The 19,740-nt window shown below is 71.4% G+C and carries 17 protein-coding genes; 2 read left to right on the top strand and 15 right to left on the bottom strand.

The genetic code is table 11. The annotated features are described in order from the left end of the window. Positions 1 to 26: 26 nt before the first annotated feature. The 13 genes from ABTX60_RS03485 to ABTX60_RS03425 all read right to left on the bottom strand — a co-directional run bounded on the left by ABTX60_RS03485 (position 27) and on the right by ABTX60_RS03425 (position 15,199). Complete coding sequence (locus tag ABTX60_RS03485; RefSeq protein WP_352095403.1) at positions 27 to 824, bottom strand: rhamnogalacturonan acetylesterase; 798 nt, start codon at positions 822 to 824, stop codon at positions 27 to 29. Positions 825 to 960: 136 nt separating this feature from the next. Next, the gene (locus ABTX60_RS03480) at positions 961 to 2,307 is read right to left on the bottom strand and encodes an ABC transporter substrate-binding protein (protein WP_352095402.1); all 1,347 of its coding nucleotides are present in this window, start codon (positions 2,305 to 2,307) and stop codon (positions 961 to 963) included. 49 nt (positions 2,308 to 2,356) lie between these two features. Beyond that, positions 2,357 to 4,339: a pectinesterase family protein gene (locus tag ABTX60_RS03475; protein ID WP_352095401.1), complete on the bottom strand. Its 1,983-nt coding sequence runs from the start codon at positions 4,337 to 4,339 to the stop codon at positions 2,357 to 2,359. A gap of 40 nt (positions 4,340 to 4,379) precedes the next feature. Next, the gene (locus ABTX60_RS03470; protein ID WP_352095400.1) at positions 4,380 to 5,894 is read right to left on the bottom strand and encodes a glycoside hydrolase family 43 protein; all 1,515 of its coding nucleotides are present in this window, start codon (positions 5,892 to 5,894) and stop codon (positions 4,380 to 4,382) included. Beyond that, positions 5,891 to 6,736: a DUF6807 domain-containing protein gene (locus ABTX60_RS03465; protein ID WP_352095399.1), complete on the bottom strand. Its 846-nt coding sequence runs from the start codon at positions 6,734 to 6,736 to the stop codon at positions 5,891 to 5,893. The genes ABTX60_RS03470 and ABTX60_RS03465 overlap by 4 nt, the downstream gene beginning before the upstream one ends. Continuing rightward, on the bottom strand, positions 6,733 to 7,896 hold the full coding sequence (locus ABTX60_RS03460; protein WP_502992268.1) for a Gfo/Idh/MocA family protein: 1,164 nt from the start codon (positions 7,894 to 7,896) through the stop codon (positions 6,733 to 6,735). Before ABTX60_RS03460 ends, ABTX60_RS03465 begins: the two co-directional genes overlap by 4 nt. Positions 7,897 to 7,904: 8 nt before the next feature. Beyond that, a complete protein-coding gene (locus tag ABTX60_RS03455) occupies positions 7,905 to 9,191 on the bottom strand; it encodes a pectate lyase family protein (RefSeq protein WP_352095398.1) in 1,287 nt (428 codons plus the stop codon). Beyond that, positions 9,188 to 10,084, bottom strand: a complete 897-nt coding sequence (locus ABTX60_RS03450; protein WP_502992266.1) for a carbohydrate ABC transporter permease — start codon at positions 10,082 to 10,084, stop codon at positions 9,188 to 9,190. Before ABTX60_RS03450 ends, ABTX60_RS03455 begins: the two co-directional genes overlap by 4 nt. Continuing rightward, complete coding sequence (locus ABTX60_RS03445) at positions 10,081 to 11,016, bottom strand: carbohydrate ABC transporter permease (RefSeq protein ID WP_107458689.1); 936 nt, start codon at positions 11,014 to 11,016, stop codon at positions 10,081 to 10,083. Before ABTX60_RS03445 ends, ABTX60_RS03450 begins: the two co-directional genes overlap by 4 nt. 138 nt (positions 11,017 to 11,154) lie before the next feature. Further along, a complete protein-coding gene (gene araD, locus ABTX60_RS03440; protein WP_352095397.1) occupies positions 11,155 to 12,885 on the bottom strand; it encodes an L-arabinonate dehydratase in 1,731 nt (576 codons plus the stop codon). Continuing rightward, entirely contained in the window at positions 12,882 to 13,793 is a 912-nt protein-coding gene (locus ABTX60_RS03435) for a dihydrodipicolinate synthase family protein (RefSeq protein WP_352095396.1), read from the bottom strand. The genes araD and ABTX60_RS03435 overlap by 4 nt, the downstream gene beginning before the upstream one ends. Further along, positions 13,790 to 14,449, bottom strand: a complete 660-nt coding sequence (locus ABTX60_RS03430; RefSeq protein ID WP_352095395.1) for a GntR family transcriptional regulator — start codon at positions 14,447 to 14,449, stop codon at positions 13,790 to 13,792. The genes ABTX60_RS03435 and ABTX60_RS03430 overlap by 4 nt, the downstream gene beginning before the upstream one ends. Positions 14,450 to 14,599: 150 nt before the next feature. Further along, complete coding sequence (locus ABTX60_RS03425; RefSeq protein ID WP_352095394.1) at positions 14,600 to 15,199, bottom strand: TIGR03086 family metal-binding protein; 600 nt, start codon at positions 15,197 to 15,199, stop codon at positions 14,600 to 14,602. 171 nt (positions 15,200 to 15,370) lie between these two features. Here ABTX60_RS03425 and ABTX60_RS03420 point away from each other — a divergent pair, with 171 nt between their 5' ends. Further along, positions 15,371 to 16,609, top strand: a complete 1,239-nt coding sequence (locus ABTX60_RS03420) for an MFS transporter (RefSeq protein WP_352095393.1) — start codon at positions 15,371 to 15,373, stop codon at positions 16,607 to 16,609. Here ABTX60_RS03420 and ABTX60_RS03415 read toward each other — a convergent pair. Continuing rightward, positions 16,546 to 17,709: a hypothetical protein gene (locus tag ABTX60_RS03415; RefSeq protein ID WP_352095392.1), complete on the bottom strand. Its 1,164-nt coding sequence runs from the start codon at positions 17,707 to 17,709 to the stop codon at positions 16,546 to 16,548. The genes ABTX60_RS03420 and ABTX60_RS03415 overlap by 64 nt on opposite strands. After that, a complete protein-coding gene (locus tag ABTX60_RS03410; protein WP_352095391.1) occupies positions 17,706 to 18,647 on the bottom strand; it encodes a 5-dehydro-4-deoxyglucarate dehydratase in 942 nt (313 codons plus the stop codon). The genes ABTX60_RS03415 and ABTX60_RS03410 overlap by 4 nt, the downstream gene beginning before the upstream one ends. A gap of 238 nt (positions 18,648 to 18,885) precedes the next feature. Between ABTX60_RS03410 and ABTX60_RS03405 the strand changes: the two genes are divergently transcribed. Continuing rightward, positions 18,886 to 19,695: an NAD-dependent epimerase/dehydratase family protein gene (locus tag ABTX60_RS03405; protein ID WP_352095390.1), complete on the top strand. Its 810-nt coding sequence runs from the start codon at positions 18,886 to 18,888 to the stop codon at positions 19,693 to 19,695. The last annotated feature ends 45 nt before the right edge of the window (positions 19,696 to 19,740 follow it).

Here is a 19,740-nt window from a genome sequence, read left to right as displayed (position 1 = left end):
GATCTCCTTTTCAGAGCGGGGGAGTATTACGCGGCGGCCTTCGGCCAGGTGATCCAGGACTCGGGGATCCTCTCGTCCAGCCGGCGCACCTCGTCCGGTGCGAGCACCCTGGTACGCAGCAGCTCCCGCGCGACGAGCCGCGCCACGGCGATCGCACCGGGCGGGTTGAAGTGTGTGTTGTCCTGCTCGGTCGCCGTCCAGTTGAAGTACTTCTTCGTCTCCTCGGCCCCCAGCCTCTGCCACAGCGCGATCGACAGCGCCTGGACGTCGAGCAGCGTGACCTGCTCCTCCTTGGCCAGCGCCCGCATCGCAGCCGGGTACTCGCCGTGCGTCGGCAGAGCCTTGCCGGCCGCGTCGAACTTGCGCCGCTCGACGGACGTGGCCAGCACGGGCCGCGCCCCGCGTGCCCGGGCCCCGTCGATGTACATCCGCAGGTGGTCCTGGTAAGTCGTCCAGGGCTCGGTGTACCGGGTGGGGTCGTTCACCTTCTCGTCGTTGTGGCCGAACTGGATGAGCAGGAAGTCGCCCGGCTGGATCTGCCGGAGAATGACGCCGAGCCGCCCCTCGTCGACGAAGCTCTTGGAACTTCGGCCGTTGACCGCGTGATTGGAGACCGTCCGGTCCTTGTGGAGGAAGAACGGAAGGGCCATCCCCCACCCGGTCTCGGGCGCCGCGTCGGCGTACTTCTGGGCTGCGGTGGAATCACCGGCGATGTAGAGGGTCCGGGAGCGGCGGCCGGTGGCTTGCGCTGTACCGGTCACGGCGAAGGCGAGAGGAACGGCGGCAACAGCGGCCGCGGTGACTTGTCTACGGCTCAGTGACACGACAAACCCTTCTTTCAGCGGGCTCTGGAGGGCGTGGGGGTGGCTCCGTACGTGGTTCCGCCGCGGGTACGCGAACGGCCCGGGCCGGCCTGCGGCCCGCACGCCGCAGGCCGTCCCAGGGCGGAACGGGGCGGGGTCAGCCCTTCTGCTGCTTCCACTCCGCCTGAGCCTCGTTCAGCTGGTCGGCCATCTTGTCCAGGAAGTCCTTGGCGCTCAGGTCGCCGAGCAGGACCTTCTGGAAGCTGGGCTCGTTGTCGGCCTTGGAGACGGTGTTCCAGTCCGGCAGGTAGTACGGCAGCTGGACGATGGTGGTGGAGCCGTCGTTGAGGGCGTCTGCGGCGAGCTTGGTCGGCTCGGCCTTGAGGATCCAGGCGTCCTTGGCGGCGTCCGTGTTCGACGGGATGGCGCCGGCCGACTCGTTCCACTTGGAGTTCGATTCGTGCGAGGCGGCGAACTCGATGAACTTCCAGGCGGCCTCCTTGTTCTTGGAGCTCTTGAACAGACCGAGACCGTCGACCGGGTTGGAGACCTGGACGCGCCTGCCGCCGGGGCCGGTGGGCTGTGGGATGCCGCGGAACTTGCCGGTGCCGAGCGCCTTGACGTGGTCCTGGTAGGAGCCCAGGTTGTGGTTGAGCATCCCGATCGTGCCGGAGTCCCACTGCGCGACCATCTTGGTGAAGTCGTTGTTGAGGTCGGCGGCCGGAGTGACCTTCTTGTACAGCGCCGCGTACTTCTCCAGTGCCGCCACGTTCTTGGGGTCGTTGACCGTGGTCTTCTCACCACTGGAGTCCCAGAAGGACGTGATGCCTGACTGGCCGTACATCGCGTCCAGCGCCTGGGCGATCGAGCCCGCACCGCCGCGGATGGTGTAGCCGAACTCGTTCTTCTTGGCGTTGGTGAGCTTCTCGGCGGCCTCGTAGAACTTCTCCCAGGTGGTGGGCGCGTCCAGGCCCGCCTTCCGGAACAGGTCGGTGCGGTAGTAGAGGGTGCCGTTGTTCGCGGAGGTCGGCACCGAGTACAGCGCGTCGCCGCCACCGGCGGACTTCAGCGACTCGACCATGCCCTCGTTGAGCTTGCCCTTGAGCGTGGACTTGCCGAGCCGGCCGTCCAGGGGGTCCAGCGCGTTCTGGGCGGCGAACCCGGCGGCCATCGCCGCGCCGACACCGCCGACGTCCGGCAGGCCCCCGCCCTGGATGGCGGTGTCGACCTTGGACTGGTACTCGGTGGCGGAGATACCGACGTACTCGACCTTGACGGACGGGTTCGCCTTCTCGAAGTCGGCGATGATCTGCTTCCAGATGTCCGTGCGGACACCGCCGTTGTTGTCCCAGAAGACGATCTTGCCCTTGCCGCTGCCCTCGGCTCCCTTGTCGCCCCCGGCGCCGCTGCCGTCGTCGCCGCAGGCGGTCGCGGTCAGGGCGAGGACGGAGCCCAGGGCGACGGCCGTGGCGACGCGCCTGCTTCTGCGGATGCTGCTCTTCATCGGTCGGCTCTCTCTTCTGGATCAAACGGGGATGTGAAGTCGTGGGGGGTCAGTGGCGTGCGTGGGGCGCCCAGTCGTCGTGGCCCTTGAGGTAGGCGGTGACGGTGTGCGTCCTCGCGTCCTCGTCGCTCATCTGCGGCCGGTCCTGGGTCTTGGCAGCCCCCGGCCCGTAGTTCCGGTACTCGGTGAAGCGCGCGTCCTTCCATGAGAAGCCGCTCATGTCGGTCCACGGCGAGGACTTGATCGCGGCGGGCAGCCGGGTGTCGCGGATCAGTACCTGGGCCACCGCGTTCGGCTCACCGCCCGGGTGCCAGGGCCTGCCGAGGTGGAAGCTTCCGGCCGGCGCGTCGCTCACGATCTCCGAGCGGGTGATCAGGAACCCGTACGGGTTGCCCGTCCACGTCGAAGCGGCCGTGATGTAGCCGTTGTTGGTCGTGGACCCGCGGCTGAGCGCCTTGATCACGGACCGTTCGATCACGGTCGTCGCCCGCCCGTAGACGAAGTCGACGTCGCCCTCGATGTACGAGTCGCGGACGTACACCCGGCTGATCACGTTCAGCTTGGGGCTGTCGGTCATCAGGGTGTCCTGGTTGCCCAGGAAGGCGGTGTTCTCGAAGACGATCCGGTCGCCGGTCGTCTTCATGGCGAGGGCCTGTTCGCCCTTCAGCTCGACCGAGGCCTCGTCGAAGTCGTTGCTGAAGGTGAGGTTGCGGGCGGTGACGTCGTTCGCGGCGATCCGCACGGTGGCGCTGCCGGTCGAGCCGCCGTACTCGGCGGGCGTGTCGTAGACGATGACGGTGTCGGAACGGTCGTGACCGGTCCCCCGGAGCAGGATCTTCGGCTTGCCGGCCGGGATGAACACCTTCTCCCGGTAGGTGCCCGGCGCGACCGCGATCGTCACCGGCACGGCGTTGCCGTCGGGCACGGCGTCCACGGCGGCCTGCACCGTCGGGTAGGCGGCCGGTACATCGAGGGTCACACCGAGCCGCTGCTGCGGACCGGAGAACTTCTTCACCAAGGCGGGGACGGCGGCGGCCGGATCCAGCCGGTAGTCGTAGAAGTCCCGCGGGTCGAATGCGGCGCCCCACTCGTCGGTCCGCCCGCTCGTCTTCCTCAGGATCGATCCCCGCTCCACCAACTCCGCGGTGGCATCGGCCTGGTAGGGGTGCTGGACCCTGTCGTAGTAGCCGTTCTCGATGACCATCCTGGTGCGGCCCCGGGACCAGTTCCCGTAGGTCCACACCGGGTCGCCGTCGGCCACCTGTGCGGAGACGTAGTTGTTGTAGAGGTGCGCGTAGGCGCAGTTGTCCGCCGAGGGATTGCGCTGCTTCGTGCCGGTGAACCAGTTGTGGTCGATGGTGACCTGGGTCTGGACGTTGGGCGTCCAGCCGATGCCGAAGGCCTTGTTGTGGTTGCTGAACTGGTTGTAGGAGACGGTGAGGTACTGGCTGTCCTTGCGGATGTCGAGCAGGCCGTCGCCCATGTGGGTGAAGCGGTTGTGGTCGATCCAGACGTGGTGGACGGCGTCCATCTGGATGGCGTCGAAGTCGGTGGTCTTGCCGTCCCAGTCGCCCTCGACGTAGGAGTCGCGGATCGTCAGGTTGCGGATGATGACGTTGTGCGTGCCGGGGTTCAGGCGCAGCTCACCGTGGACGATCTCGCCGGTGTCGCCGACACCGATGATCGTCTTGTTCGACGCCACGACGATGTCCGAGCCGAAGGGCTGGACGGCGACCGTCCCCGCCACCCGGATGACGTACGGCTCCTCGGCGGCCGCGTACTTCGCCAGTGAGGCCTGGTCGGTGACCGTGACGACCTTGCCGCCGGCCCCGCCCGTGGTGCCTCCCGCCAGTGAGGCGAAGCCGTGGGCCTGGTCGGCCCAGCGGGCGGCCGCCGGTGTGGTGGTCGCGGCGCGGGGTTCGGCGGCCCTCGCCTCACCGGTCGCGCCCAGTCCCAGGGCGGCGACCAGGCCGGCTACGGCGGCCCAGGCGACACTTGGTCTGGGTAAGCGCTTGCTACGGAGGTGCGTCATTGCGGCTCCCAACAGGCGTGAGGGGCGTACATGCGGTGGGTTACAGGTCGGTGATCCGGAACTGGGTGAACGTGGCGGCGCCCGCGTGCCCCGGCCCGACGGGCGCGAGAGCGAAGAGGCCGAGCAGGGCGCCGACCCAGCGCCAGGGGGTGGCGGCGAAGACCGGGCCCGACGGCCGGAAGCCGAAGCCGTCGCCGACGTCGGCGGAGAAACGGCAGCGTGCCCCCGCGTCGATCTCGATCCGCAGCCGGGCCCGGCCCTCCGGGGCGAGCCGGGGGTGGGCGGCGTCGCGTTCGGCGTCCGCGACGGCCTCGGCGAACCGGTGCACGAGGTGGACGGTGCCGTCCGTGCCGCGCTGGAGTCCGATCCACCCGAACGCGTCCCCCAGCACGGCGAGTCCGGCGCGGGCCCCCGGTTCCTCACTGTGCAGGCGCAGCCCCGCCTCGACGGCGGACGGGGCGCCCGGCAGCCGCTGGGTCAGCACGTGGGGCAGTCTCCGCAGATCCTGGGTGTTCGCCGAGCGGACGCAGGTCAGTCGCAGTCCGTCGCCGGAGTGCTGGGTGGCCCAGCCGTCCCGTGGGTTGGCCGTCCACTGCCACTGGCGTCCGAACCGTCCGCCGGGGAAGTCGTCGTCGGTGGCGGGCGCGGCGGGCGGCTGCGGCGGCAGGGCGGGGCGGCGGTGTTCTGCGACGGGGGCGCCGTCGTCCCCGAGCACCGGCCATCCGTCCGGACCCCAGCGCATCGGCTGGAGGTGCACGACCCGGCCGTGGGCACCGCGCTGCTGGAAGTGCAGGAACCAGTCCTCGCCGGACGGGGTGCGCACCCAGCCGCCCTGGTGGGGGCCGTTGACGTCGGTGCCCCTCTGCTCCAGGACGATCCGCTCCTCGTAGGGCCCGAAGAAGCCGCGTGAGCGGAAGGCGCCCTGCCAGCCGGTCTCGACACCGCCGGCGGGGGCGAAGATCCAGAACCAGCCGTCGTGGCGGTAGACCTTGGGGCCTTCGAGGGTGAACCAGCCGGGTACGCGGTCGCCGTCGACGATCACCTTGCCCTCGTCGAGGAGGCCGGTGCCATCGGGGCGCATGCGGTGGCCGGTGAGGCGGTTCTTCACGCCCGACCGGGACTTGGCCCAGGCGTGGACCAGATAGGCCTCGCCGGTCTCGTCGTCCCACAGGGGGCAGGGGTCGATCAGGCCCTTGCCGGCCTTCAGCAGGTGCGGCCGGGTCCAGGGGCCCCTGATCTGCGGTGCGTTGACCTGGAAGACGCCCTGGTCGGGGTCGCCCCAGAAGATCCAGAAGCGTTCGTCGTGATACCGGAGGGACGGGGCCCAGACGCCGCAGTCGTGCCGGGGCGTGGCGAACTCCCCGGCCGGCTCCAGGTGGTCGAGGGCATGGCCGACCAGGGTCCAGTTGACGAGATCCCGGGAGTGCAGCAGCGGCAGGCCCGGGGCGCGGCCGAAGCTGGAGGCGGTCAGGTAGAAGTCGTCGCCGACCCTGATGACGTCCGGGTCGGACCAGTCGGCGTTCAGGATCGGATTGCGGTAGGTCCCGGAGGTCACGGGCTCACCGCCTTGCGGGCGAGGGCCGCCGCGGCGTCCCGGTCGAGGCGGCCGTCGGCTACGACGGTGACCACCCGGCGCACCACGGTCCCGCCGGGCGGGAGGGGTATCCGCTCGTCGTGGGCCAGGGAGGAGCCGACGCCCGGGTACTCCTCGGTGCGCACGAACCACGGGTCGCGCCGGGTCTGTTCGGTGGCGCCGGCGAAGACCAGCGTCCAGGCGCCGCCCCGCAGGGCGAGCCAGTCGGCGGGCCGGCCGTGGACCTTCTCCTCCCCGTCGGCTCCGGCCGTGAAGACCTCCGGCGCAGAGGACTCCTTGCGGGCTCGCCAGAAGAAGCCGCCGTAGGCCGCGCCCGGGCGTCCGTTGGTCGCGGGGCTGCCGATCGACAGCGGGCCGCCGGTGACGTTGGTGAGGGAGAACGTGAGGTCCAGCGCCCAGGCCCGGTCGGTGAGCGCGGTGGCCGCGACGGTACGGCGTTCGCGCAGGAGTTCGCCGCCCGCGGCCACCCAGCGCAGCTCCTCGACGAAGCCGTCCGGATCGCGCAGCTGGAAGGCGACATGCCGCTGCGAGCCGTGGTTGTCGAGCTCGGTGGGGCCCTGGTCGCGGACGTAGGTGCGCCCGCCCCAGAAGTTGAACCCCTCGACGTCGGGAACGGCGACACCGACGCCGAGGTGGTGTGCGTGGTCGGCCGGGGCCAGTTCGGTCACGGCCGTGCCGGACAGGGTGGTGACGGGGTGCAGGTAGGGGCGCGGGGAGAGCCGGGACGGCAGTTCGGGCCGGGTGACGTACCGGCCGACCGGCCGGCCCGCGACGCGCAGGACCGCCATGCCGTTGCTGGTCATCGGGTGCTCACCTCGTTCGACGGGGGCGCCCAGGGGGCGCCCAGCTCGGAGTAGAGGGAGAGGGTGTCGGCGGCGGCCGCGACGAGTCCGTCGATGCCGGGCACGACACGGCGGTTCTCCCCGGGGACGCGGTGCCAGGCGGTATCCGGCAGGGGCGCCGGGTCGGGTGCGGTGCGGATGGCCTCGACGACCCGCATGAAGGCGCCGGTCTCGTCCGGCGGGACGAGCAGGTCGGCGCCGGTGGTGAGGTGGTCGACGAGGTTCTCCAGCAGGTCGGTGCGGCCGTGCTCGGACTCCTGCGGGCCGTGTCCCACGCGCTGGAGCAGCACGCGGTCCTGCTTGTACCAGAAGGTGATCCGGCCGCTGCTGCCGTGCACGAGCACATACGGCTCGTCCGCCTCCTCGGCGCACAGGGTCGCGGCGACCGTGACCGGGTGGCCCTGCGCGGTGGTGATCCGGACGCAGGAGGTGTCGTCGGACTCGATGGCGTTGGCGCGCAGCAGTTCGGTCTCGATGCCGGTGACGTCCTCGGCGCGGGTGCTGCCGCCCAGGGCGAGGGCGGTGGCGACGGCGTGGGCGAGGGGGTTGGTCAGCGCCCCGTCGATCACGTCGACGCCGTTCAGCCGCCGCTTGCCCGCCCAGGGCGCCCGGCGGAAGTAGTCCTCGTCGCGTACCCAGGCACCGGCCCCGCCGAGGCCGACCAGCTCTCCGATCGCGCCCTCGGCGACCATCTCGCGGACGGCGGGCAGGGCGTGCGAGCCCAGCGACTGGAAACCGATCTGGCAGGCGACCCCTGCCGCGGCGACCCCGTCGGCCATCCGGCGGAACTCGGCGTAGGAGGGGGCGGGCGGCTTCTCCAGGAGGAGGTGCACACCGCGTTCGCCCGCCGTGAGGGCGAGGTCGGTGTGGGTCGGGATGGGGGTGCAGATCACGGCGATCCGCGCACCGGTGGAGTCCAGCAGGGCGCCGAAGTCGGCGGACTGCTCGGGCGTACCGAGGCCGCCGAGCTCCTCCTCGGTCAGCGGCGTCAGCTCGCAGACGCCGACGAGCCGCACAAGGCCCCGCTTCTGGAGCCGGCGGATGTTCTCTACGTGCCAGCGGCCGTGCCCCCTGGCACCGGCGAGGACGACGGGCAGTGGTGTGTTCATGGTGTCGATCATGCGGCCGGTCACCGGACCCTCCCCGCACCCGCGCCGCGGGCCACCGCCCTGTCGGCTGCGGCGGCGCTGTCGATCCGCCCGTGCAGGGCGGGCGTCCAGCCGACGTCGGCCGTCAGATCGCGCTCACTGCCCGAGTTGTAGGCGTTGTGGATGGCGAGCAGGTCGACCGGGAAGCCGTTGAAGAGCGTGCCGCTCTGGTGCAGCGCGCTGCCGTTCCAGCTCTTGACCAGGTCGGCGACCTCCACGTGCCCGGGGGCGTGGAAGGCGTTGTTCTCGGCGTAGATCTTCGACTCGGTGGAGACGCCGAGGGAGTAGCGCTGGCCGTCCTCGGTGATCTCGTAGCGGTTGTTGTAGACGTGCACCTGGCCGAAGCGGACCCGCGGGGCGCGCTGGACGACGGACTCGAACGCGTTGTGGTGCAGGGTGACGCGGAGTTTGCCGCGGTCGCCGGTGGCGGTGTCGCCGTTGCCGATGAGCATCGCCTTGTCATGGCCGGTAAAGCGGCTCCAGGAGACGGTGACCAGGTCGGAGCCTCCTGTGATGTCCAGCAGGCCGTCGTGGCGCAGGTAGTTGCGGGCGAAGTACGTGGGTTCCTTCGCGTCGGGGTGGCCCTTGTCGCTGAGGGTCACGTGGTCCACCCACACATGGCCGGCTCCCGCGAGCCAGATGTTGTCGTAGGCCGTCTTCCAGTCGCCGAGGCCGCCGGTGTTCGGCTGCCAGACGGGGAAGCAGTCGTAGGCGTCGCGCACATCGAGGTTGCGGATGATCACGTTGTCCGCGTTCCGCACCTGGAGGCTCGCGCCCTTCAGGACGGCGGAGTCGCCGAGCCCGACGATCGTGGTGTTGGAGCCGACGGGCAGCACGATCCGCTCGGCCTGCCGGGCGGCCGAGGCCTGGCGGGCCTCCTCCTGGGGGCCGCTGGGCTTGGCGGATCCCCAGGTGCGGGGGTCGTAGGCGGCGAGGTACTTCCTCAGGGCGTAGCCGCCGGTGGCGTAGTCGTCGCAGTCCAGCCGGCCGCCGTCGTCGTCGGTGTTGGCGTCGACGGTCCCGGCGACCTTGATGATCTTCGGGGTGTCGCTGCCGCCGTCGAGGGCCCGGACCAGTCCGGCCCGGTCGGTGACCGTGAAGACGTGGGCGGGGTCGGCCGCCGCGCCTCCGGTGGTGCCCGCCCCCTCGGCGGCCCAGCCGTCGTTCGCCGGAAGGGTGTCGCGGCCGATGTCCCGGGCCTCGGCGTGCGCGGGCACGCAGAGCACCCCCAGCAGCCCGGCCGCGACGACCAGATGTCTGCCCCTCATCCCTTCACCGCCCCCGCGCTGAACCCGGTGATCAGCCACTTCTGGATGAAGGCGAACACGATCACGACCGGCACGGCCGCGATGATGCCGCCCGCGGCGAGCGCGCCCAGGTCGACGCTGTCGGCACTCATCAGGCTGTTCAGGCCGACGGGGATCGTCTGCTTGTCCTGGTTGTTCAGGAACATCAGGGCGAACAGGAAGTGGTTCCAGGAGTGGACGAAGGCGAAGGAGCCGACGGCGATCAGGCCGGGCCGCAGCAACGGCAGCACCACGATCCGGAAGGCCGTCATACGGTTGCAGCCGTCGACCCAGGCCGCCTCCTCCAGGGAGTACGGCACGTTCTTGATGAAGTTGCTGATCAGGATCATCGACAGCGGCAGCTGGAAGACCGTCTCGGCGAGGATGACGCTGCCCAGGGAGTTGATCATCTGCAGTTCGGCGAAGATCTCGAACAGCGGCACCAGCAGCAGCGCGCCCGGCACGAACTGGGAGCACAGCAGGGCCAGCATGAACGCCCGCTTGACCTTGAAGTCGAACCGGGCGAGGGCGTAGCCGCCGGCCAGCGCGACGAGCGTCGTCATGAGCAGGGTGGCGACACCGACGAGCACGCTGTTGGTGAAGTAGGTGCCGAAGTCGCGGTCCGTCCAGACCTTCTCGAAGTGGTCGAAGGTCATCGGCCAGGGCACGAGCGAGGTCGAGCCGGCCGGGCGCAGCGAGAAGAGCAGGATCCAGTAGAAGGGGATGAGGGTGAAGATCAGGTAGATGCCCAGGGGGAGGTAGATCTGCCAGCGGGGTGCCTCGTCCCAGGCGCGCTTGCCTTTGGCGGGGCGCGGGGGTTCGGGGGTGGCGGGCACGGCGGCGGGCACGGTCTTGGTGGCTTCCTTGACGCTCACTTGCTCTCGCCTCCGAACTTGCTCAGGCGCAGGTAGACCATCGAGCAGAAGAGCAGGATCACGAACGCCACCGTGGTCAGGGCCGACGCGTAGCCGAAGTTGTGGGCGTCGACGGATGTGTTGGCGATGTACAGCGGCAGCGTGGTCGTCTCGCCCGCGGGGCCGCCGCCGGTCAGCGTGTACAGCAGGTCGACGTTGTTGAACTCCCAGACCGCGCGCAGCAGCGTGGACAGGATGATGGCGTCCTTCAGGTGCGGCAGCGTGATGTGCCAGAACTGCTTGATGCGGCTGGCGCCGTCGACCTCGGCGGCCTCGTAGAGGTCCTTCGAGACGGACTGGAGGTCGGCGAGGATGAGGATCGCGAAGAACGGCACGCCGCGCCACAGGTCGGCCACGACCGCCGCCGGGAACACGGTCGAGGTGTCCGACAGCCAGCTGGTGCCGTAGGAGCCGATGCCCATGTCCGCGAGGTAACGGGTGATGCCCGTCTGGGAGTTGTAGAGCAGCACCCAGATCGCGGAGGTCAGCACGCCGGAGACGGCCCACGGGGAGAAGACCAGGGCGCGTCCGAGGCCCCGGCCCACGAACGTCTGGTTGACGATCAGGGCCAGCGCGAGGCCGAACAGCAGCTGGAGGCCGACCTCGACGACGACCCACTTGGCGCTGAAGACCAGGGTGTCCCAGAAGACGGGGTCCTCGGTGAAGGCGTGGACGAAGTTGTCGAAGCCCGCGTAGCCGTTCCGCCAGGGTTTGGTGGGGTTGTAGTTCTGCAGGCTGTAGTAGAAGACGCTGATGACCGGGTAGGCGATGAACCCCAGCATGAGCAGGGCGGCCGGCGCGATCAGCAGGTACGGGAGCCTGCGCGGCGTGGCGGAGGCCCGGCGCCGCCGGGGTGGCGCGGGCGGTTTCGCCACGGCTGCGGCTTGGGCCATGACTGGGTCTCCGATCTCGGTACAGTCGTACGGGAAGCGCTTTCTCGCTGCGCGTGCTTGCCACTTGAGGTTGCGTGGCGGGTGCGGGTGCGTTGTGGCTTGTCGCGCAGTTCCCCGCGCCCCTTCAGGTGGGTTCAGTCACCCTGCGTAAGGGTCTGGGACCTTGCCTTGCCTGGCCAGGAACTCGAAGTCGCAGCCTGTGTCCGCCTGGGTGATCTGGTCGTTGTAGAGAGCGCCGTAGCCTCGCTCGTAGCGGGTGGGCCGGGGCGTCCATTCCTTACGGCGGGCCTCCAACTCCTCCTCAGCAACGTTGAGTTGGAGAGTGCGGGCCGTTACGTCCAGGGTGATCGAGTCGCCGGTGCGGACCAGGGCGAGCGGGCCGCCCACGTACGACTCGGGGGCCACGTGCAGCACGCACGCGCCGTAACTCGTGCCGCTCATCCGGGCGTCCGAGATCCGGACCATGTCCCGCACGCCCTGCTTGAGCAGGTGGTCGGGGATGGGGAGCATGCCGTACTCGGGCATCCCCGGGCCGCCCTTGGGGCCGGCGCCGCGCAGCACGAGCACATGGTCGGCGGTGATGCCGAGAGCCGGGTCGTCGATGGTGCGCTGCATGGTCTTGTAGTCGTCGAAGACGACGGCGGGCCCGGTGTGTTTGAGCAGGTGCCGCTCGGCGGCGATGTGCTTGATGACCGCGCCGTCCGGGCAGAGGTTGCCGCGCAGCACGGCGACTCCGCCCTCGGCGGCGACCGGGTTCTCGCGGGTGCGGATGACGTCGTCGTCATGGACGACGGCGCCCTCGATCTGCTCTCCTAGGGTTCCGTTGACGGTGGGCCGGTCCGGGTGCAGCAGGTCGGCGATCCGAGAGAGGAAGGCGGGCAGACCGCCGGCGAAGTAGAAGTCCTCCATGAGGTGGGTCTGTCCGCCGGGCCGGACGTTGGCGAGCACCGGCACGGTGCGGGCGATGCGGTCGAAGTCGTCGAGGGTGAGTTCGACCCCGCAGCGTCCCGCCATCGCGATCAGGTGGATGACGGCGTTGGTGGAGCCGCCGAGCCCGAGCACCGTGGTGACGGCGTCCTCGAAGGCCTCGCGGGTGAGGATCCGGGACGGCTTGAGCGCGGTCCAGGCGAGCTCCACGGCACGGCGCCCGGAGGCGGCGGCCATCCGTTCGTGCCCTGAGTCGACGGCCGGGATCGAGGAGGCGCCCGGCAGCGTCATACCGAGGGCCTCCGCCGCCGCGGTCATGGTCGACGCGGTCCCCATGGTCATGCAGTGACCCGGTGACCGGGCCAGCCCGCCCTGCAGTTCCCGCAGTTCGCAGTCGGTGAGGTTGCCGGCGCGGTGCTCGTCCCAGTACTTCCACATGTCGGTGCCGGACCCGAGGGTCTCCCCGCGCCAGTGGCCGGGCAGCATCGGCCCCGCGGGCACGAAGAGGGACGGCACATCGGCGGAGGCCGCGCCCATGAGCAGCGCCGGCGTCGACTTGTCGCAGCCGCCCAGCAGCACCGCCGCGTCGATCGGGTACGACCGCAGTAACTCCTCCGTCTCCATCGCGAGCAGGTTGCGGTAGAGCATCGGGGTCGGCTTCTGATACGTCTCGGAGAGCGTGGCGACCGGGAACTCCAGCGGGAAACCGCCGGCCTGCCACACCCCCCGCTTGACCGCTTCGGCGCGCTCGCGCAGATGGACATGGCAGGGGTTGATGTCGGACCAGGTGTTCAGGACGGCGATCACCGGGCGGCCCCGGTACTCCTCCGCCTCGTAACCGAGCTGGCGCATCCGGGCGTTGTGCGACCAGGTGCGCAACTGCCCCTCGACGCCGTACCACTGGTGGCTCCGGAGCTCCTCGGGACGCAGTCTGCCGGTCATATCGACCACCCCGCGGCGATCGCGGCGACCTCGGCGCGCTCGCTCTCGGGCAGCGCCCTGCTCGGGGGGCGGACCTCGCGGCGGCAGAGCCCGAGGGAGGCGAGGGCCTCCTTGACGACGGTGACGTTGTCGGCGGAGCCGTTCGCGGCACGCAGCTCCTCGAAGCGGCGGATCTGCTCCCAGACCTTCATGGCGGCCTGGTAGTCGCCGGAGCGCAGCGCCTCGATCATGTTCAGGGAGACGGCCGGGGCGACGTTCACCAGCCCGGAGGTGAAGCCGGTGGCTCCGGCGGAGAAATAGGAGGGGGCGTACGGCTCGGCGAGCCCGGCCACCCACACGAACCGCTCCAGACCCGCGTCCCGGGCGAACGCGGCGAACCTGGCCGCGTCGGGCACGGCGTACTTCACGCCGATGACGTTCGGGCAGGCGTCGGCGAGCTCGGCGAGCCGGACACCGGTGAGCTGCGCGTTGCGGATGTACGGCACGACGCCCAGCTCGGGCACGGCCTCGGCGACGGCGCGGTGGTAGTCGACCCAGCCGGCCTGCGAGACGTAGGGGTGGACGGGCTGGTGGACCATCACCATCTGCGCGCCGAGCTCCCGGGCGTGCCGGGCGGAGGCGACGGCGGTCGGGACGTCGTGTCCCACTCCGGCCAGCACGACGGCCCGCTCACCGGCCTCGTCGATCGTCAGCTCCGTGACGAGACGGCGCTCTTCGGGGGTCAGGGCGTAGAACTCGCCGGTGTTGCCGTTCGGGGTGAGGGTCGTGATGCCGCCGTCGAGCAGGCGGCGCAGCAGGGCCCGGTGGGTGTCCTGGGCGACGGAGCCGTCCTCGGCGAACGGGGTCACCGGGATCGCCACCACGTCGGCCAGGGCCGCCCGCTGGGTCTCGAACGCCACGCTGCTCATTGCTGACCCTCCTGTTCCAGTCCGGCCTCGGGGAAAGCGCGCTGCACGAAGGACGCGATGTGGGCGTGCAGGGCACGCGCCGCGCCGTCGGCGTCGCCGTCGAGGGCGAGCCGCAGGATCTCCCGGTGCTCGCCGGCCTCCCGTTCCCAGGAGGGCGAGGCGGCCCAGGCGACCGCGGAGACCAGGGCGGCCTGGTCGCGGACCTCGTCGAGCATCCGCCCGAGCAGCGGGTTGCCGCACGGCAGGTACAGGGCCCGGTGGAACTCCCGGTTGGCGAGGGAGCGTTCGGCGGTGTCGGTGGCGGCGTCGGCCCTGGTCAGCGCCTCACGGGCGATGTCCAGGGAGGCCCCGCGCTGCACGGCCCGCCGCAGCGCCTCGGGCTCCAGCAGCAGCCGTACGTCGTAGACCTCGCGCGCCATGTCCGCGTCCACCAGGCGCACGGTGACGCCCTTGTACTGGCTCATCACGACCAGCCCGGTGCCGGCGAGGGTCTTGAGCGCCTCGCGCACCGGGGTCTTCGACACCCCGAACTGCGCGGCGAGCTCGGTCTCGACCAGCGCCTGCCCGGGCGTCAGCTGCCCGGTGAGGATGCGGTGTTTGATCCCCTCCAGCACGTACTGCGTGCGGGAGGGGATCGGCGTGGGCACAGAGGTCATGCGCGCCTCTCGGATCTTCGCGTCCCGGTGGGTCGCGTAGCGGATCTCGCGTATCGCGTCTCATATATGACATACGAAGTGCGACGCGATGACGGTAGGAGGGCGCGTGGGGTTCGTCAATGCTTTCGGCAAAGAAACAGCAATCGCTTTCTACGGCTTGCCGGTCCACGCCGGGTCCCGGCCGCTCAGTCCCACCGCGCGGTCCAGCAGGGGCGCGTCCGCGTCGAGGGTGACGATCGGGCCGAAGATGGCGTCGCGCTGGGGGTCGTCGGCGGAAGCGGCGAGGAACGCGTGGCAGGCGCGGAGCGCGGCCGGGTCGGGGTGGTAGGACTGCCCCGTGGCGCGGGCCAGGTCCCAGCCGTGGATCACCAGTTCGTCGACGGCGACCAGGCCCGCGATCTCACCCGGCAGGTCGACGCCCCCGGCCCGGGTCATGCCGGTCCAGGCGGCCGGGTCGCGCCAGGCCCCGGCCAGTTCGTCGAGGACCTCGGGCAGTTCCCCGCGCCAGCCGGGCGCGAGGTCGGGGAGCGCGGAGCCCGGGCTGGTGTCGGTCGTGGTGCCGAGGTCCTTGCGTGCGGCGTCACGGAAGGCGGCGGACAGTCCCGCCAGGTGGCCGAGCAGGTGGCGCACGGCGTACTCGGGGCAGGGGGTCGGGTCGGCCAGCTGATCGTCGCCGACGCCGGCCACGAGCTGCGCCAGGGCCTTGGTCTGGGCTCCGAGGTCGAGGGTCGTACCGGTCGTGTCGGTCATGCGCGCTCCTCCGGAGTGTGGTCCTGAGGAGTGGACCGGCGCCGTCCGCGAAACTCATCGCCCACCGGGACCCGCGTCCACCGCCAGGCCCCCTCCCCTGCCCGCCGCGACCGGGTTCTAGGGCACCTGCCCGATCCGCTCTCTGGGTCCTTAGTCGCACGATGACCAGGCATGAAGACCAAGACGACCTGGCCCCTCGTGCGCGTCCTGCGTGACCGCGACGCCGGGCTCTGCCTCTCCGGCGTGCTGGTCTCCGGCTTCGGCACCTCGGCCCTGTGGCTGGCGTCCGGCGTGTGGGTCAAGGACCTGACCGGCTCGGACGGCCTGGCCGCGCTGTGCATGCTCGCCATGTGGCTGCCGACCCTGGCCGGACCGCTGCTGGGCACCCTCGCCGACCGTGGCCGCCGCAAACCGCTGCTGACGGGCGTGAACCTGCTGCTCGCCGCCCTGCTGCTCACCCTCCTGAGCGTCGACGGCCCGGGCAGCCTGTGGCTGCTGTACGCGGTGCTGTTCGTGTACGGCGCGGCGGGCGTCGTCCACGACGCGGCCGAGTCGGCGCTGGTGGCGACCGCGATCGGGCCGTCGCTGCTCGGTGACTTCAACGGTCTGCGCATGACCGCCGACGAGGGCATGAAGCTCCTGGCCCCGCTGGCGGGGGCGGGCCTCTGCGCGGCGTACGGCGGCGCGAGCGTCGCCCTCCTGGACGCGGCGACGTTCGTGCTGGCCGCGGGGCTGTACGCGCTGCTGCGGGTGCGGGAGGTCAGGCCCGCGCCGCCCGCCGGCACCGGTCGGCAGCGGACCGCAGAGGGCGTCCGGCACCTGTGGGCGCACCCGGTGCTGCGCCCCCTGGTCCTGGCGGGCGGCGCCACGATGCTGTGCGCCGGCCTGAACGGGGCGATGCTGTACGCCGTGGTCGACGGCCTCGGGCACTCCCCCGCGTACACCGGCGTGCTGTACGCCGCGCAGGGCGCCGGTTCGGTCGCGGCCGGTCTGCTCTGCGGCCCCGCCCTGCGCCGGCTGGGGGCGCGGCGCTTCGCGGCGTCCGGCATCGCCCTGCTGGCTGTCGCGGTGGCGCTTCGGGTGGTGCCGTCCGACCCGGTGGCACTGGTGTGCAGCGCGGCGATCGGCATGGGGCTGCCCGCGGTGCTGATCGCCGCACTGACGTCCGTGCAGCGTGAGACGCCCGGTGCGCTGCTGGGCCGGGTCACGGCCACGGCCCGCACCGCGGTGTACGCGCCGAACGTGGTCGGGCTGGCCGCCGGAGCGGCCCTGGTCGAACTGGTGAGCCACCGGCTGGTGCTGGTGGCCCTGGGCTTGGCGCTGCTGGTGACGGCCGTCGCGCTGGGTCAGAGCCCGGCGAGGGCGGAGCGGACGGCCGCCAGATCGTCGTCGGACGCCAGCCCGGCGTGATACAGCCGCAGTTCGGTGGCGCCCAGCCGGCGTGCCTCGGCGGCGTCGGCGGCGATGGTGGCGGGGCTGCCGCCCATCCCCGAGACGACGGGGAAGTTGGCGGCGACGACGGCGCCCTCGCGGCCCTGGCGCGCGAACGGCGTCAGGGTGCCGGTGCCACCGGCGCACGGCACGACCACACCGTCCGCCACGGACAGGATGTGCGCCGGGTCGACCCCGGGGTTGGCGCCGACGTGGTACGAAACGGGATCCGCGTGCAGCAGCACCTGGAAGCCGTCGGGAGCGGCCGCCCGGACCGCCGCGACGGCCTGCTCCTGGAGGGTGCGGGCGGTTTCGTCGCGGTACGCGCGCGTGGTGGTGGCGAGCGTCTCGCCGAGGAGCTTCTCGATGCCCGCCCAGCCGCCGTCCGAGGGCGCCCCCTGCCAGACCGGCTCCAGCGCGGTCCGTACGGCGGCCGCCAGCTCGTCGGCGTCCAGGCCGTGCCGGCCGTAGCCCTCGCGGCAGGACGGGCAGAAGCACAGCGCCATCAGGTACTGTCCGGCCTCCCCGAGGCCGACGCCGCCGGTCTTGTCGTGGGCGTGCAGATGCTCCAGGCCGTACCAGCCGAGGGACTCCAGCTCCGTGCCGCTCGCCCCGGGCCGCACGGCCGCCTCGGCCGCCAGATCGATGAGGTACGCGCGCGTGGGGGGCTGCGCGATGCACGGCGCCCAGGGATAGCGGTCGCCGTAGGCGTTGACGACCGAGGTGCCGGGGTGTTCGGCGCCGAGGCGGGAGTTGTGCGCGAGGACGACCCAGGTGTGCACCTCGAGACCCGCCCCGGCGAGGGCGGTGGCGGCCTCGCCGAAGGCGTCCCCGGGGGCCCAGGCTCCGGCCGCGTAGGGGCGCAGCTCGCGCCCGGCCCAGCGGTCGTCCGCCGGGTACAGCACGGCGGCGTGCTCGGCGGTGACGATGCGGTGGCGCGGGTGGCGGGGCGTCAGGGCGCGGGTGGAGTGGTAGGCGGCGGCGAGCGTCACCTGCTCCACACCGAGCGCGGCGATCCGCGCGGGTGCCTCCAAGTCCCCGTTGACGTCCCAGGGGTAGACGAATGTCGACGCCTTCACTTGGTCTCCTCCAGCAGCGCGTAGCCGCGCTCGATCACGTCGGCGAGCTGCTTCACATGATCCTCGCTCGGCTCGTGCAGCGGTGGCCGCACCTCCCCGACGTCCAGGCCGCGCAGCCGTACACCGGCCTTGACCAGCGCGACCGCGTAGCCGCGGCCCTGGGCGCGCAGTTCGACGAACGGGCGGTAGAAGCCGTCCAGCAGCTTCTCCACCACGGCGTCGTCGCCGGTCCTGAGGGCCTGGTGGAAGGCGAGGGCGATCTCCGGCGCGAAGCAGAACACGGCGGAGGAGTAGAGCGTGACGCCGAGGGCGCGGTAGGCGAGCTGGGTCTGCTCGGCGGTCGGCAGGCCGTTGAAGTAGAGGAACTCGCCCGGTGCCTCCGAGCGGACGGCGCTGACGACGCGCTGCATGAGGTCGAGGTCGCCGAGCCCGTCCTTGAGGCCGATGATCCCGTCCGTGCGGGCGAGCCGGACGACCGTCCCGGGGGTGAAGACGGCGTTGTCGCGCTGGTAGACGATGACCGGCAGGGCGGTCGCGGCGGCCACCTCGCGGTAGTGCCGCAGCAGCCCCTCCTGCCCGGCGACGACGAGGTACGGCGGCATGGCGAGCAGCCCGTCCGCCCCGGCGGCCTCGGCGAGGCGGGCGTAGCGCACGGCGAGCGCGGTGCCGTACCCGGCGCCGGCGACGACCGGCACCCGCCCGTCGGCGGCTTCGACGGCGGCCCGTACGCAGGCTTCGAACTCCTCGGGCGTCAGGGCGTGGAACTCGCCGGTGCCGCAGCAGGCGAACACGGCGGCGGCTCCGGCCTCCACCCCGCGCCGGACGTGGGTGCGGAAGGTGTCGAGGTCCACGGAGCCGTCGGGGCCGTAGGCGGTGACCGGGAAGAACAGCGGCCCGCTGGGGACGTCGAGTCGAGCGGCGAGAGGGGCTGGCGTCACAAGCTCTCCCGGTTCCATATTCATGATTGGCGTCTATATTTCTGAACGAGTCCACGCTAAGGCGCCCCCTTGGCGCCGGTCAAGCGCGCGCACCCGCGACGCACCTGCGGATTCATCCCCTCCGCGGCATACTTGACGGGCTCCGCCCCGGATCCCTAGCGTGTCCACACATATGAATGCCGTGCGCTCATGTGCATGCTTGGCGATCAGCACGGTTGGCGATCAAGGAGATCCGAGGATGCCCGCTCCCCGCACCGTCCTGCTCACCGGCGCCGCCGGCGGCCTCGGCACCCTGATGCGGGACCTGCTCCCGGCCTACGGCTACGACCTGCGCCTGCTCGACCTGCGCCCGATCGAGGGCGAGCCGGACGCGATCACCGCCGACCTCGCCGACCGGGACGCGGTGCGCGAGGCGGTCCGGGGCGTCGACGCGATCCTCCACCTCGCGGGCATCTCCCTGGAAGCCCCCTTCGAGAAGATCCTCAGGGCGAACATCGAGGGCACCTACCACCTGTACGAGGCCGCCCGCGAGGAGGGCGTCGGCCGGATCGTCTTCGCCTCCTCCAACCACGCCGTCGGCTACACACCCCGCCCGCAGGGCGACGACCCCCTGATCCCGATCGACACCCCCCGCCGCCCGGACACCTTCTACGGCCTGTCCAAGTGCTTCGGCGAGGACCTCGCACAGCTCTACTGGGACAAGCACGGCCTGGAGACCGTCTCGGTACGGATCGGCTCCTGCTTCCCCGAGCCGACCAGCGTCCGCATGCTCTCGGTGTGGATGAGCCCCGCCGACGGCGCCCGCCTCTTCCACGCGGCCCTGACGGCCGACCAAGTCGGCCACACCGTCGTCCACGGCTCCTCCGCCAACACCCGGCTGTGGTGGGACCTCGGCACCGCCCGCGCGCTCGGCTACGAGCCGCAGGACGACTCCGAGCCGTACGCAGAGAAGCTCATCGCCGAGCAGGGCGAGCTGCGGGACGGCAACGAGGCCCACGCCTACCTGGGCGGCCAGTTCGTGACGGACCCGCCGATCTGGCCGTACTGACCGGAAACAGTCGCCACCAAGGCGGGCGGGCAGAGAACGGGCCCG

Source organism: Streptomyces sp. NPDC126510, assembly GCF_040302345.1.
Taxonomy (GTDB): domain Bacteria; phylum Actinomycetota; class Actinomycetes; order Streptomycetales; family Streptomycetaceae; genus Streptomyces.
The sequence above is the reverse complement of the archived record's forward strand: the minus strand, read 5'-3'. Positions and strand labels throughout refer to the sequence as shown.